The organism is Ureibacillus sp. FSL K6-0165 (assembly GCF_038004285.1).
Lineage (GTDB): Bacteria > Bacillota > Bacilli > Bacillales_A > Planococcaceae > Ureibacillus > Ureibacillus thermosphaericus.
Map to the genome: position 1 here is coordinate 735,972 of NZ_JBBOQS010000001.1, position 13,783 is coordinate 749,754.

The following is a 13,783-nucleotide window of genomic DNA, read 5'->3' on the forward strand; positions in this document are numbered from 1 at the left end:
ATGTTAATGCCAAAACGTGTTAAATATCGTCGCGAACATCGTGGTAAAATGCGCGGTCAAGCAAAAGGCGGTCGTGAAGTACAATTTGGTGAATGGGGTCTTCAAGCTCAAACTGCTAGCTGGATCACTAACCGTCAAATTGAAGCCGCTCGTATTGCGATGACTCGTTACATGAAACGTGGCGGTAAAGTTTGGATTAAAATTTTCCCACACAAACCTTATACGAAAAAACCTCTTGAGGTACGTATGGGTTCCGGTAAAGGTTCTCCAGAAGGTTGGGTAGCTGTAGTAAAACCAGGAAAAGTTATGTTCGAAGTTGCAGGTGTTTCTGAAGAAGTTGCACGCGAAGCGCTTCGTTTGGCATCACATAAACTTCCTGTGAAATGTAAAATTGTGAAACGTCAAGAAACTGGTGGTGATTCTAATGAAAGCTAAAGAAATCCGTGAACTTGCCACTTCTGAAATCGAATTAAAAGTTAAATCACTGAAAGAAGAGCTTTTCAACCTTCGCTTCCAATTGGCGACTGGTCAATTAGAAAACACAGCTCGCATTCGTGAAGTTCGTAAAGCGATTGCGCGTATGAAAACTGTGATTCGTGAAAGAGAAATCAGTGGAGATAACTGATAAAGGAGGTCCGCTAATATGACTGAGCGTAAACAGCGCAAAGTTTACACTGGCCGTGTAGTTTCAGACAAAATGGACAAAACAATCGTTGTCCTAGTTGAAACTTATAAAAAACACAAATTATACGGCAAGCGTGTAAAGTATTCTAAAAAATTCAAAGCTCACGATGAGCACAACGAAGCAAAAGTCGGTGACATCGTACGCATTATGGAAACACGCCCGCTATCAGCTACAAAGCATTTCCGTCTTGTAGAAGTAGTAGAAAAAGCGGTTATTATTTAATAGAAATTCGGAAAATACGCGAATTCCGAAGGGAGGTAACCTAAGTGATCCAACAAGAATCTCGTTTAAAAGTTGCTGACAACTCAGGTGCACGTGAAGTGTTAACAATTAAAGTGCTTGGTGGTTCTGGTCGTAAAACTGCAAACATCGGTGATATTATCGTTTGCACAGTTAAGAAAGCAACACCAGGAGGCGTTGTTAAGAAAGGTGACGTTGTAAAAGCCGTTGTAGTACGTACTAAATCTGGTGTTCGCCGTAAAGATGGCACTTACATTAAATTTGACGAAAACGCATGCGTTATCATCAGAGACGATAAGTCACCGCGTGGTACTCGTATTTTCGGACCGGTTGCACGTGAGTTACGCGATAACAACTTTATGAAAATCATTTCCCTAGCTCCAGAAGTTCTTTAATTATCTGATAGTACCAATTAAGGAGGTGCGACACATAATGCATGTTAAAAAGGGCGACAAAGTAAAAGTTATTACAGGAAAAGACAAAGGTAAAGAAGGTATCGTACTTGCTGCTTTTCCAAAGAAAGATCGGGTAATTGTTGAAGGTGTAAACATCGTTAAAAAACACGTAAAACCTAATCAATTAAACCCACAAGGTGGTATTGTAAGCCAAGAAGCACCAATCCACGTTTCGAACGTTATGCTAATCGATCCAAAAACTGGCGAGCCGACTCGTGTAGGTTATAAAATCGAAAATGGCAAAAAAGTTCGTGTTGCAAAAAAATCTGGTGCAGTAATCGACTAATAAGAAATTTTGAAAGGAGGTACAAACATGAACCGCCTAAAAGAAAAATACAACAACGAAGTAGTTCCTGCTTTAATGAGCAAGTTTGGATATAAATCAATCATGCAAGTTCCAAAAGTTGAAAAAATCGTAGTTAACATGGGTGTTGGTGACGCAGTACAGAACTCTAAAGCATTAGATGCTGCAGTTGAAGAACTAGCTATTATTACTGGTCAAAAACCTGTTGTTACTAGAGCGAAAAAATCAATCGCTGGATTCCGTTTACGTGAAGGGATGCCAATTGGTGCAAAAGTTACATTACGTGGTGAACGTATGTATGATTTCCTTGATAAATTAATTTCTATCGCACTTCCGCGTGTACGCGACTTCCGCGGTGTTTCTAAAAAAGCGTTTGATGGTCGTGGAAACTACACTTTAGGTGTTAAAGAACAATTGATTTTCCCTGAAATCGATTACGATAAAGTTTCAAAAGTGCGCGGTATGGATATCGTGATCGTAACGACAGCGAACTCTGATGAAGAAGCTCGCGAGTTATTGACACAATTCGGTATGCCGTTCCAAAAATAATAAAAGGAGGGCGAAAACGTGGCAAAAAAATCAATGATCGTTAAACAAAAACGTAAACCTAAGTTTAAAGTACAAGAATACACACGTTGTGAACGCTGTGGTCGTCCACACTCTGTATATCGTAAATTTAAACTTTGCCGTATTTGTTTCCGTGAACTTGCATATAAAGGACAAATTCCTGGTGTGAAAAAAGCTAGCTGGTAATCCCCAAAAAATGGGAAGGAGGTAATAAGAATATGACAATGACAGATCCAATTGCAGATATGCTAACTCGCATCCGTAATGCGAACATGGTTCGTCACGAAAAGTTAGAAGTACCGGCTTCCAACATTAAAAAGGAAATCGCTGAAATCCTTAAGCGAGAAGGCTTCATCCGTGACGTTGAATATATCGATGACAACAAACAAGGTATCATCCGTATTTTCTTAAAATATGGAAAAAATAACGAACGTGTAATTACTGGATTAAAACGTATTTCTAAACCAGGTTTACGCGTATATGCGAAAACTGACGAAATTCCAAAAGTGTTAAACGGCTTAGGTATCGCAATTCTTTCAACTTCTCAAGGCGTGTTAACTGATAAAGAAGCACGTGCTAAAAAAGTGGGCGGAGAAGTTTTAGCTTACGTTTGGTAATAAGTAATTTGTGAATGGAGGTGCAATGAAATGTCTCGTGTAGGTAAAAAACCGATCGAAGTTCCTGCTAACGTTACAGTAACAGTTGCTGAGGACAACACTGTAACAGTAAAAGGACCGAAAGGCGAACTAACTCGTCAATTCAATCAAGATATGAAAATCGAGCAAGAAGGCAACGTAATTACTGTTGTTCGCCCTTCTGATTCAAAAGAACACCGTACAATCCACGGTACAACTCGTGCGTTACTTGCAAACATGGTGAAAGGTGTATCTGAAGGATTCTCTCGTTCTTTAGAACTTATTGGGGTTGGGTACCGTGCTCAATTACAAGGGAAAAAACTTGTATTAAACGTTGGTTACTCACATCCTGTTGAATTCACTGCTGAACCAGGTATCGAAATTGAAGTTCCTTCAAATACAAAAGTTGTTGTTAAAGGAATTGACAAAGAACGTGTAGGTGCATTCGCAGCTGACATTCGCGCTGTACGTCCACCTGAACCATATAAAGGTAAAGGTATTCGTTACGAAGGCGAATATGTACGTCGTAAAGAAGGTAAAACAGGTAAATAATGCTAGCTAAGCGTTAGAAAGGAGTGACCACTGTGATTACGAAACTAGATAAAAATAAAGTTCGTAAAAAACGTCATGCACGCGTGCGTACAAAAATCCACGGTACACCTGAACGTCCTCGTTTAAACGTTTACCGTTCTAACAAAAACATTTACGCACAAATCATTGACGATGTTGCAGGACATACACTTGTTAGTGCTTCAACATTAGAAAAAGATTTTGAAGGTGCTGGCAACAATAAAGAGGCTGCAGCAAAAGTTGGCGAATTGATCGCAAAACGTGCATTAGAGAAAAATATTACTACAGTTGTATTTGACCGTGGTGGTTATTTATATCATGGACGTGTAAAAGCATTAGCAGATGCTGCACGCGAAAACGGTTTACAATTTTAATAAGAAGGAGGGACATACTTCATGAGTCGTATTGACGCAAGCAAACTGGAACTTGAAGAACGCGTTGTAACGATTAACCGCGTTGCGAAAGTTGTTAAAGGTGGACGTCGCTTCCGCTTCTCAGCTTTAGTAGTAGTAGGAGATAAAAACGGTCATGTAGGATTTGGTACTGGTAAAGCTCAAGAAGTACCAGATGCGATTCGTAAAGCTGTAGAAGATGCGAAGAAAAACTTAATCGAAGTACCACGTGTAGGTGGAACTATTCCACACGAGGTAATTGGTCACTTCGGTGCAGGAGAAATTTTAATGAAACCTGCTTCTGAAGGTACTGGAGTAATTGCTGGTGGACCAGTACGTGCAGTACTTGACTTAGCAGGAATTACGGATATCCTATCAAAATCTCTAGGTTCTAACACACCAATCAATATGGTACGTGCTACAGTTGAGGGATTAAAACAATTAAAACGTGCTGAAGAAGTTGCAAAACTTCGTGGTAAAACAGTAGAAGAGCTATTAGGATAAGGGGGGATAATCATGGCTAACAAATTAGAAATCACCCTCAAAAGATCTGTAATCGGAGCTAATGAAAAACAACGTAAAACAGTTGAAGCTTTAGGCTTAAAAAAGGTTAATTCTACTGTAGAACATGCAGATAATCCAGCTATTCGTGGTATGATTAATAAAGTGTCACACTTAGTATCAGTTAAAGAAATTTAATGATTTATAAAATGTACAAGGAGGTGCCACCTATAATGAAACTTCATGAACTTAAACCAGCAGAAGGTTCACGTAAAAAACGTAACCGTGTTGGTCGTGGTATCGGTTCTGGTAACGGTAAAACTTCTGGTCGCGGTCAAAAAGGTCAAAACGCTCGTTCTGGAGGCGGTGTACGTCCAGGATTTGAAGGTGGTCAAAACCCACTATTCCGCCGTTTACCAAAACGTGGATTTACAAATGTGAACCGTAAAGAATATGCAATCGTGAACCTAGATGCATTAAATCGTTTCGAAGATGGTGCAGAAGTTACACCTGCATTATTGATCGAAACAGGTATCGTGAGCAAAGAAAAAGCTGGTATTAAGGTTCTTGGTAACGGAACGCTTAATAAAAAGCTTAACGTGAAAGCTCACAAGTTCTCTGCTTCTGCGAAAGAAGCTATCGAGAACGCCGGCGGAACAGCTGAGGTGATTTAATGTTTCAAACATTCGCAAACTTTATGCGCGTTCGTGATATTCGAAACAAAATCTTTTTCACATTATTAATGCTTATCGTCTTTCGTTTAGGAACATTCATCCCTGTACCTAACGTAGATGCAGATGTATTAAAAGTAACGGATCAATTTAACTTAGTTGGTTTTCTTAACGTGTTTGGTGGCGGTGCATTAGCAAACTTCTCAATCTTTGCATTGGGAATTATGCCTTATATCACTGCCTCAATCATTGTTCAATTGTTACAAATGGATGTCGTGCCTAAGTTTGCAGAATGGGGACGTCAAGGTGAAGTAGGTCGCCGGAAGTTAGCCCAATTTACCCGCTACTTTACTGTAGTGTTAGCTTTCATCCAAGCCTTCGCTATGTCATTCGGTTTTAACCAATTATATGGTGGAACATTAATTACAGATACTAGTGTTTTATCTTATTTGACAATAGCAATTGTGCTTACGGCTGGTACAGCATTTTTGTTATGGCTTGGTGAGCAAATTACCGCACACGGCGTTGGTAATGGTATTTCAATCATTATCTTTGCTGGTATTGTCGCTGCAATACCTACAACGGTTAACCAAATTTATGCTCAACAAATTGAAGGTGCAGGGGATCAACTATTCATCCGCATTGTCGTTTTAGTACTTCTTGCATTAATAATGTTGGCTATAATTGTTGGAGTAATTTACGTACAACAAGCGTTACGTAAGATTCCAATTCAGTATGCAAAAAGAGTTTCCGGTCGAGCAATGAATGTTGGTGCACAACAAACGCACTTACCTTTAAAAGTGAACGCTGCAGGAGTTATTCCAGTAATCTTCGCAGTAGCGTTCATTATTACACCTCAGACTTTAGCTGCGTTCTTCGGTGAGAACAAAATCACCACGTTCATTATCAACACGTTTGACTATACTAAACCTGTTGGAATGATTATTTATATTGCTTTAATTATTGCGTTTACTTATTTCTACGCATTTATTCAAGTAAATCCCGAACGCGTTGCAGATAACCTGAAAAAACAAGGTGCATATATTCCTGGAATTCGTCCAGGGAATGATACACAAAACTACTTAACAAAAGTGTTATATCGTTTAACATTTGTTGGTGCTCTGTTTTTGACTGTTGTTTCGATTTTGCCAATTTTATTCATTAATTTTATGAATTTACCGGCTTCCGCTCAAATTGGTGGAACGAGTGTTATCATCGTTGTCGGTGTGGCATTAGAAACAATGAAACAATTAGAAGCCCAACTAGTTAAGCGTCATTATAAAGGCTTTATGAAATAAATGTTGGTTAGGAAACATTATTGTTTCCTAAGCCAGCACTTAGGAGGGAAATAACCGTATGAATATCGTTTTAATGGGCTTGCCAGGTGCTGGTAAAGGTACGCAAGCAGAAAAAATCGTGAATAAGTACGAAATCCCTCATATTTCTACAGGTGATATGTTCCGTGCTGCTATCAGTCAAGGTACGGAACTAGGTCTTAAAGCGAAATCCTATATGGATCAAGGTGCATTAGTTCCAGACGAGGTTACTATTGGCATCGTGCGCGAAAGACTTGCACAAAAAGACTGTGAAAATGGATTCTTACTTGATGGGTTCCCACGCACGGTTCCTCAAGCAGAAGCATTAGATAACATCTTAGAAGAACTTGGGAAAAAAATCGATCATGTGATTAATATCCAAGTTGAAAAAGATGAACTAGTTGCACGTTTAAGCGGTCGTCGTATCTGTAAAACTTGCGGCGCTACTTATCACGTTATTTTTAATCCTCCTAAAGTGGAAGGAAAATGTGATAAGGATGGCGGAGAATTATACACTCGAGCTGATGACAATCCTGAGACGGTTGCTAATCGCCTGGAAGTAAATATGAAACAAGCACAACCTTTACTTGATTTTTATGAATCTAAAGGTTTATTAACAAATATTAATGGTCAGCAAGAGATTGAAAAAGTGTTTGCTGATCTTGACGCTCTATTATTACAGGGCAGTCGCAGCTGATACCCGTCATTCTTTCGAAAGTCATAATACTTTTCGCGAGGGGTAATCGGAGGCAACATAAAATATTGAGAGTTGCAAAAGCATATTAGTGCCCGGTATACACTACTTGCGAAAGTGCTTATACTTACTTAGAAAGTTCTTTTGTGAAGAGTGTTATGGGTTTCGTGGAAGCATCAAGTGAACGGGTGTGAATTTTCCATGATATCCGGACATTTTAACAAAGGAATACAGTTTCCTTACCGGATCTGTTCATTCCCTGGATTGTGTGAAGCGAAACCAGACGAGCGTCTTTCGAACATCTCTCATACAATCCAACGTTTGTTAATGGAGTTGCTTCTAACCTGTAAAATCTGTTGCGAGTGTTCTCTAGGGAGAACGATTTAGCACATATAGAAGGGAGACAGGGTTGATGGCGAAAGACGATGTAATTGAAGTCGAAGGAACAGTTGTTGAGACTTTGCCAAACGCGATGTTTAAGGTAGAATTAGAAAATGGGCACACGGTGCTTGCACACGTTTCCGGAAAGATTCGTATGCATTTCATTCGAATTTTACCTGGAGATAAGGTTACTATTGAGTTATCTCCTTATGATTTAACTCGCGGTCGTATCACATACCGTTTTAAATAATCTTTTGCACTCCGAAGACTAAGGAGGTTGAGTTAAATGAAAGTGAGACCATCTGTAAAACCGATTTGCGAAAAATGTAAAGTTATTCGCCGACGCGGTAAAGTAATGGTAATCTGTGAAAATCCAAAACACAAACAAAAACAAGGATAATTTTTAAGGAGGTGCGAATAAATGGCACGTATTGCTGGTGTTGATATTCCTCGCGATAAACGCGTAGTAATTTCATTAACTTATATTTATGGTGTTGGTAAACCAACTGCTCAAAAAGTATTAGCTGCAGCTGGTGTATCTGAAGATACTCGTGTACGTGATCTTACTGAAGATGAATTAGACAGAATCCGTACAGAATTAGATAAGTACAAAATTGAAGGTGACTTACGTCGTGAAGTATCACTAAACATTAAACGTTTAATGGAAATTGGTTGCTACCGTGGTATCCGTCACCGTCGTGGTCTACCTGTTCGTGGACAAAATACGAAAAACAATGCACGTACTCGTAAAGGTCCTCGTAAAACTGTTGCGAACAAGAAAAAATAATAAGTAAAGGGGGTTCCTTCCGTAATGGCTCGTAAACAACAATCACGTAAACGTCGTGTGAAAAAGAATATCGAATCAGGTATTGCACACATTCGTTCTACATTTAACAATACAATCGTAACGATTACTGATATGCAAGGGAATGCAGTTTCTTGGTCAAGTGCAGGTGCTCTTGGATTCAAAGGTTCTCGTAAATCTACTCCATACGCTGCTCAAATGGCTGCTGAAGCCGCTGCTAAAGCTTCCCTTGAGCATGGTTTAAAAACGTTAGAAGTAACTGTTAAAGGTCCAGGTGCAGGTCGTGAAGCGGCTATCCGTGCACTTCAAGCTGCAGGACTTGAAGTAACAGCAATTAAAGATGTTACACCAGTTCCACATAACGGTTGCCGTCCGCCAAAACGTCGTCGTGTGTAATGGGTGCAACTCTTTGGAGTACATCATTCTTGTGCAAGAAGAATTGTACAAATTTATAAAGTCAAGATTTTTTGACTATTATGATGGTATGACCTATACAGTCGATGTTTTGAAGGAGGGTAAATTGAATGATCGAAATTGAAAAACCAAAGATTGAAACTGTTGAGATCAGCGAAGATTCCACATATGGTAAGTTTGTTATAGAACCACTAGAACGTGGATATGGTACTACTTTGGGTAATTCTTTACGTCGTATCCTTCTATCCTCATTACCGGGTGCAGCGATTACATCTGTACAAATTGATGGGGTATTACATGAATTCTCAACTATTGAAGGGGTAGTAGAGGATGTTGCTTCAATCATTTTAAACTTAAAAAAACTTGCACTGAAAATCTACTCCGATGAGGAAAAAATTCTCGAGATTGATGTGAAAGGTGAAGCAACAGTTACAGCAAGTGATATCACACATGATAGTGATGTTGAAATTTTAAATCCAGATTTGTATATAGCAACAATCGCAAGCAACGGTCATTTGCGTATACGTATGTATGCTAAGAGAGGCCGTGGTTACACTCCTGCTGATCAAAACAAACGTGAGGATCTTCCTATCGGCGTGATCCCGATCGACTCTATTTACACTCCAGTTTCACGCGTTAATTATCAAGTGGAAAATACTCGTGTAGGACAAAATTCCGATTACGATAAATTGTCCCTTGATGTGTGGACTGATGGTAGCATCGGTCCGAAAGAAGCGATTTCACTCGGAGCGAAAATATTAACAGAGCATCTAAATATTTTTGTTGGTCTAACAGATGAAGCACAAGCAGCGGAAATCATGGTAGAAAAAGAAGAGGACCAAAAAGAAAAAGTATTAGAGATGACGATCGAAGAATTAGATCTTTCTGTTCGTTCCTATAACTGTTTAAAACGTGCAGGTATTAATACAGTATTAGAACTTACGAATAAGTCTGAAGACGATATGATGAAAGTTCGTAATCTTGGACGTAAGTCATTAGAAGAAGTAAAAGCAAAACTTGCGGAGCTTGGCTTATCTTTACGTAAAGAAGACTAAGCAATCGTTATTTATTATGTTCGAATAAAGGAGGGAACATTCATGGGTTACAGAAAACTAGGCCGTACAAGTTCTCAACGTAAAGCGTTATTACGTGATTTAGCAACTGATTTAATTATTAATGAACGCATTGAAACAACTGAAGCTCGTGCAAAAGAATTACGTTCAGTTGTTGAGAAAATGATTACTTTAGGTAAACGCGGAGATTTACATGCTCGCCGTCAAGCTGCAGCATTCATCCGTCGTGAAGTAGTGACAACTACTGATGAAGAAGGAAACGAAAAAACTAAATTCGCTCTTCAAAAATTATTTGATGATGTTGCGCCACGTTACGCTGATCGCCAAGGTGGTTATACACGTATCTTAAAAGTAGGTCCTCGTCGTGGTGACGGAGCGCCTGTAGTAATTATCGAGTTAGTTTAATTTTTAGGGGGTGTCCGGGTTTCCGGTTGAACTCGCACCCCCTTTTTTACAAATGTGTGATTTATACGACAATAAAATGGCACATGAGCGTTATGATGATCGAATGAAAAATTCGTATCGTCTAGCTCTCCGCACCTCATTCATCAGATTACGGAACGTTAATAAACCGTACTTCTATAAATGTTATTAGCGCATTTCTCCTGAATGAGGTGCGCGCTTTTTTATTCAAACCAAAATCTATTAAAGAGTATGTAAAAATAAAATACGTTTCTTCATGTAATTTTCAAAATTTTTAAACGTGTTTTATTTTTATATATAGGAGATTCATTTAGAACTAGAAATGTAGAGCCCTGGAGAGAGGAGCATAGATGTGACCGAAATTCTATCATTTCATAATGTATCTTTTTCATACACACCTGAAAAACCTGATGCCCGTAAAGCTGTTCAAAATGTTTCGTTTTCAATTAATGAGGGTGAGTGGATTGCCATTGTCGGTCATAATGGTTCAGGCAAATCTACAATGGTGAAGATGGTTTGTGGTCTCCTCTTCCCGCAGGAGGGGGAAATTCGCGTCATGCAGAGCATATTAAATGAAGAGACTCTTTGGGATATTCGCTCAAAAATTGGAATGGTTTTTCAAAATCCAGATAACCAATTTGTTGGAGCGACAGTGCAAGACGATGTTGCCTTTGCATTAGAAAACAACGGAGTGCCTTTTGAAGAAATGGTTGAACGGGTTTCTTCGTCTTTAAAGAAAGTCAAAATGTATGAGTTTTTAAACCATGAACCCCATCATTTATCAGGTGGTCAAAAGCAACGTGTTGCCATTGCCGGAGCCCTTGCAATGCATCCGAAACTATTAATTTTAGACGAAGCAACTTCCATGCTTGATCCACAAGGGCGACTAGAAGTATTGCAAACAGTTCTAGAATTAAGAAAAGAAATTGGCTTAACAGTTTTATCGATTACGCACGATGTTGAAGAAGCACTTCTCGCAGACCGAGTTATTTTTATGAACCAGGGCAAGAAATATGCAGAAGGTTCACCAGAAGAAATTTTTGCATTAGGGGATAAATTGACTGAATTTGGTTTAGAATTGCCTTTTGCAATGAGGATGACAGAGCTGCTCCAAGCAAAAGGTGTACATTTATCAGGCAATAATTTAACAGAAGAAGAGTTGGTGAATGATCTATGGACATCAAACTTCAGCAAGTAAGCTATGCATATTCAGCAGGTACACCTTTTGAGAAGTATGCTTTATTTGATGTGGAGATGGATATTCCATCTAAAACCTATCATGCAATCATTGGACATACAGGTTCTGGTAAATCAACGATTCTTCAACATTTCAATGGATTATTAAAGCCAACAAAAGGAATCGTACATATTGGAGAGCGAAAAATCGAAGCGGGAAAAAAGGCAAAAGAATTAAAACCAATTCGTCAAAAGGTAGGTATTGTATTCCAATTCCCAGAGCACCAACTATTTGAAGAAACAGTATTAAAAGACATTATGTTCGGTCCGATGAATTTTGGTGTTTCTGAAGAAGAAGCGGAGAAGAGGGCTCGCGAAGGCATCAAACAAGTTGGATTGCCTGAAGAAGTGTTAGACAAGTCGCCTTTTGATTTATCAGGCGGACAAATGAGACGGGTTGCAATAGCTGGAGTACTTGCAATGAATCCAGATGTGATTGTATTAGATGAACCTACTGCTGGGCTCGACCCTAGAGGACAGAAAGAAATTATGGATTTGTTTTATCGTCTGCATAAAGAGAGAGAATTAACAACCATTCTAGTCACCCATAGCATGGAAGATGCGGCGAAATACGCAGATCAAATTTCGATTATGCATGAAGGACGCTGTGTGTTAACAGGTGTTCCACGGGAAATATTTTCAGAAAGTGAAACGCTAAAAAAATATCGATTAGAAATTCCTCGTATCGTGAAATTTCAACAAAAGATTGAAAAGTTAATAGGAAAGCCACTTTCAAAAATTTGTTTAACTGAGGAAGAGCTAGCGGATGAGATTGCTCGGTCGTTAAAGGAGCGTGATCATTCATGATGGAGAAAATGATTTTCGGACGATTTATCCCAGGAGATTCCTTCGTACATCAGTTAGATCCACGTTCCAAACTCATATTTACGTTTATTTTTGTGGTTATTGTATTTTTAGCGAACAATGCGGCTACATATGGCCTATTGTTAATTTTTACATTGTTTGTCATTTTGATTTCAAGAATTCGATTACATTTTTTAATAAATGGATTAAAACCGGTTATCATTTTAGTAATTTTCACGTTTCTCATTCACATTCTCTTTACTAGAGAAGGAGATGTACTACTGAACCTTGGTTTTCTAAAGGTTTATGAAGCAGGTTTAAGACAAGGAATTTTCATATCGATCCGTTTTGTTGTACTTGTATTTATTACAACAATCTTAACATTAACAACTTCTCCTATTTCAATAACAGACGGACTTGAAGTACTATTAAATCCTTTGAAGAAATTTAAATTGCCGATTCATGAATTAGCATTGATGATGTCCATTGCGTTACGCTTTATTCCAACGCTAATGGATGAAACGGATAAAATCATGAAAGCACAAATGGCGAGAGGGTCCGATTTAGGAGCAGGACCAATAAAAGATCGAATTAAAGCGGTTGTTCCCCTTCTGGTGCCTTTATTTGTAAGCGCCTTTAAACGGGCAGAAGATTTAGCAACAGCAATGGAAGTGCGGGGATATCGAGGAGGAGAAGGACGCACTCGATATCGCCAGTTAAAATGGGATGCGAAAGATACAACCTGTATTTTTGCATTAGTATTGATGACTGCTCTTTTAGTGTTCTTCCGCAGTTAGAAAAAGGTGAGAGACTTGCGACGCTTAAAAGCAATTATTTCTTATGATGGAACGCACTTTTCTGGCTACCAAGCGCAGCCGGGAAAAAGAACGGTGCAATCTGAAATTGAAAAGGTATTAACAGTAATGCATAAGGGCGAACACATACGCATTTTTGCTAGCGGACGTACAGATGCGCGTGTTCATGCCACTGGACAAGTCATTCATTTTGATACGACTCTTTCGATTCCAGCAGAAAACTATAAAGTGGCATTAAATGCACAATTGCCAGCTGATGTTCGAATACTCGATATGGAAGAAGTTTCCCCTGATTTTCATGCTCGATTTGATGCGAAAGGAAAACGATACCGGTATAAATGGAATTGTGATGAAGTCCAAAGTCCTTTCAAGAGAAACTATACTGTTGAAACGAGAGGAAGAAAGCCGGACGTAAGTAAAATGGAAAACGGCGCAGCTTATTTAGTTGGTACTCATGACTTTACTAGTTTTTGTGCAGCGAGTACACCTGTTGATGACAAAGTTCGCACGATTTATTCCATCGATTTTGAGTGGCACGATCAGGAACTTCATATGGTCATTGAGGGTAGTGGCTTTTTATATAATATGGTTCGGATTATTGCTGGTACTTTATGGGAAGTTGGGATTGGAAAAAGAGAGGCAAAATCTATTAAGGACATTATTGAATCGAAAAATCGCGAAATGGCAGGAACAACGGCTCCTCCCCACGGGCTATATTTAGAAAAAGTATACTATTAATGCGATAACAACTTTTCCTTGTGTTCAACATTTTTCTTGACTTATGTTTTGAATTATAATATTA

25 protein-coding genes are annotated in these 13,783 nt (G+C 38.9%); all 25 read left to right on the forward strand.

Features of this window, described 5'->3' with window-relative positions:
- Entirely contained in the window at window positions 1-435 is a 435-nt protein-coding gene (gene rplP / locus NST00_RS03595) for a 50S ribosomal protein L16 (protein ID WP_016839375.1), read from the forward strand.
- On the forward strand, window positions 425-625 hold the full coding sequence (gene rpmC, locus NST00_RS03600; protein ID WP_016839376.1) for a 50S ribosomal protein L29: 201 nt from the start codon (window positions 425-427) through the stop codon (window positions 623-625). The genes rplP and rpmC overlap by 11 nt, the downstream gene beginning before the upstream one ends.
- Window positions 626-643: 18 nt before the next feature.
- Window positions 644-907 carry a 30S ribosomal protein S17 gene (gene rpsQ / locus NST00_RS03605; RefSeq protein WP_016839377.1) on the forward strand — a complete coding sequence of 88 codons (264 nt, stop codon included), beginning with the start codon at window positions 644-646 and terminating at the stop codon, window positions 905-907.
- A 44-nt stretch (window positions 908-951) separates the two neighbouring features.
- A complete protein-coding gene (gene rplN, locus NST00_RS03610; protein ID WP_016839378.1) occupies window positions 952-1,320 on the forward strand; it encodes a 50S ribosomal protein L14 in 369 nt (122 codons plus the stop codon).
- Window positions 1,321-1,357: 37 nt separating this feature from the next.
- Entirely contained in the window at window positions 1,358-1,666 is a 309-nt protein-coding gene (rplX, locus tag NST00_RS03615) for a 50S ribosomal protein L24 (protein WP_016839379.1), read from the forward strand.
- A gap of 27 nt (window positions 1,667-1,693) precedes the next feature.
- On the forward strand, window positions 1,694-2,233 hold the full coding sequence (gene rplE, locus NST00_RS03620) for a 50S ribosomal protein L5 (protein WP_016839380.1): 540 nt from the start codon (window positions 1,694-1,696) through the stop codon (window positions 2,231-2,233).
- Window positions 2,234-2,251: 18 nt separating this feature from the next.
- Window positions 2,252-2,437 (forward strand): type Z 30S ribosomal protein S14, encoded by a 186-nt coding sequence (locus NST00_RS03625; RefSeq protein ID WP_016839381.1) that lies wholly within the window; start codon window positions 2,252-2,254, stop codon window positions 2,435-2,437.
- 32 nt (window positions 2,438-2,469) lie between these two features.
- Window positions 2,470-2,868 carry a 30S ribosomal protein S8 gene (gene rpsH / locus NST00_RS03630; RefSeq protein ID WP_096550071.1) on the forward strand — a complete coding sequence of 133 codons (399 nt, stop codon included), beginning with the start codon at window positions 2,470-2,472 and terminating at the stop codon, window positions 2,866-2,868.
- Between the two features lie 30 nt (window positions 2,869-2,898).
- On the forward strand, window positions 2,899-3,438 hold the full coding sequence (rplF, locus tag NST00_RS03635) for a 50S ribosomal protein L6 (RefSeq protein WP_016839383.1): 540 nt from the start codon (window positions 2,899-2,901) through the stop codon (window positions 3,436-3,438).
- A 32-nt stretch (window positions 3,439-3,470) separates the two neighbouring features.
- On the forward strand, window positions 3,471-3,830 hold the full coding sequence (gene rplR, locus NST00_RS03640) for a 50S ribosomal protein L18 (protein WP_168412721.1): 360 nt from the start codon (window positions 3,471-3,473) through the stop codon (window positions 3,828-3,830).
- A gap of 21 nt (window positions 3,831-3,851) precedes the next feature.
- Entirely contained in the window at window positions 3,852-4,352 is a 501-nt protein-coding gene (rpsE, locus tag NST00_RS03645) for a 30S ribosomal protein S5 (protein ID WP_339287615.1), read from the forward strand.
- 12 nt (window positions 4,353-4,364) lie between these two features.
- The gene (gene rpmD / locus NST00_RS03650; protein ID WP_016839386.1) at window positions 4,365-4,547 is read left to right on the forward strand and encodes a 50S ribosomal protein L30; all 183 of its coding nucleotides are present in this window, start codon (window positions 4,365-4,367) and stop codon (window positions 4,545-4,547) included.
- A gap of 35 nt (window positions 4,548-4,582) precedes the next feature.
- The gene (rplO, locus tag NST00_RS03655) at window positions 4,583-5,023 is read left to right on the forward strand and encodes a 50S ribosomal protein L15 (protein WP_016839387.1); all 441 of its coding nucleotides are present in this window, start codon (window positions 4,583-4,585) and stop codon (window positions 5,021-5,023) included.
- Window positions 5,023-6,318, forward strand: a complete 1,296-nt coding sequence (gene secY / locus NST00_RS03660) for a preprotein translocase subunit SecY (RefSeq protein ID WP_016839388.1) — start codon at window positions 5,023-5,025, stop codon at window positions 6,316-6,318. The genes rplO and secY overlap by 1 nt, the downstream gene beginning before the upstream one ends.
- A gap of 58 nt (window positions 6,319-6,376) precedes the next feature.
- Window positions 6,377-7,033, forward strand: a complete 657-nt coding sequence (locus NST00_RS03665; RefSeq protein WP_016839389.1) for an adenylate kinase — start codon at window positions 6,377-6,379, stop codon at window positions 7,031-7,033.
- A gap of 409 nt (window positions 7,034-7,442) precedes the next feature.
- Window positions 7,443-7,661, forward strand: a complete 219-nt coding sequence (infA, locus tag NST00_RS03670; RefSeq protein ID WP_016839390.1) for a translation initiation factor IF-1 — start codon at window positions 7,443-7,445, stop codon at window positions 7,659-7,661.
- A 36-nt stretch (window positions 7,662-7,697) separates the two neighbouring features.
- The gene (rpmJ, locus tag NST00_RS03675; RefSeq protein WP_000868344.1) at window positions 7,698-7,811 is read left to right on the forward strand and encodes a 50S ribosomal protein L36; all 114 of its coding nucleotides are present in this window, start codon (window positions 7,698-7,700) and stop codon (window positions 7,809-7,811) included.
- Between the two features lie 21 nt (window positions 7,812-7,832).
- Window positions 7,833-8,198 (forward strand): 30S ribosomal protein S13, encoded by a 366-nt coding sequence (gene rpsM / locus NST00_RS03680; protein WP_016839391.1) that lies wholly within the window; start codon window positions 7,833-7,835, stop codon window positions 8,196-8,198.
- Between the two features lie 24 nt (window positions 8,199-8,222).
- Window positions 8,223-8,612: a 30S ribosomal protein S11 gene (rpsK, locus tag NST00_RS03685; RefSeq protein ID WP_016839392.1), complete on the forward strand. Its 390-nt coding sequence runs from the start codon at window positions 8,223-8,225 to the stop codon at window positions 8,610-8,612.
- 128 nt (window positions 8,613-8,740) lie between these two features.
- Entirely contained in the window at window positions 8,741-9,685 is a 945-nt protein-coding gene (locus NST00_RS03690) for a DNA-directed RNA polymerase subunit alpha (RefSeq protein ID WP_096550075.1), read from the forward strand.
- 42 nt (window positions 9,686-9,727) lie between these two features.
- Window positions 9,728-10,108: a 50S ribosomal protein L17 gene (gene rplQ / locus NST00_RS03695; RefSeq protein WP_016839395.1), complete on the forward strand. Its 381-nt coding sequence runs from the start codon at window positions 9,728-9,730 to the stop codon at window positions 10,106-10,108.
- Between the two features lie 370 nt (window positions 10,109-10,478).
- Entirely contained in the window at window positions 10,479-11,324 is an 846-nt protein-coding gene (locus tag NST00_RS03700; protein ID WP_339287619.1) for an energy-coupling factor ABC transporter ATP-binding protein, read from the forward strand.
- Entirely contained in the window at window positions 11,300-12,169 is an 870-nt protein-coding gene (locus tag NST00_RS03705; RefSeq protein WP_016839397.1) for an energy-coupling factor ABC transporter ATP-binding protein, read from the forward strand. The genes NST00_RS03700 and NST00_RS03705 overlap by 25 nt, the downstream gene beginning before the upstream one ends.
- Window positions 12,166-12,963 (forward strand): energy-coupling factor transporter transmembrane component T family protein, encoded by a 798-nt coding sequence (locus tag NST00_RS03710; protein WP_339287621.1) that lies wholly within the window; start codon window positions 12,166-12,168, stop codon window positions 12,961-12,963. Before NST00_RS03705 ends, NST00_RS03710 begins: the two co-directional genes overlap by 4 nt.
- 15 nt (window positions 12,964-12,978) lie before the next feature.
- The gene (gene truA, locus NST00_RS03715) at window positions 12,979-13,719 is read left to right on the forward strand and encodes a tRNA pseudouridine(38-40) synthase TruA (protein ID WP_339287623.1); all 741 of its coding nucleotides are present in this window, start codon (window positions 12,979-12,981) and stop codon (window positions 13,717-13,719) included.
- Window positions 13,720-13,783 lie beyond the last annotated feature (64 nt).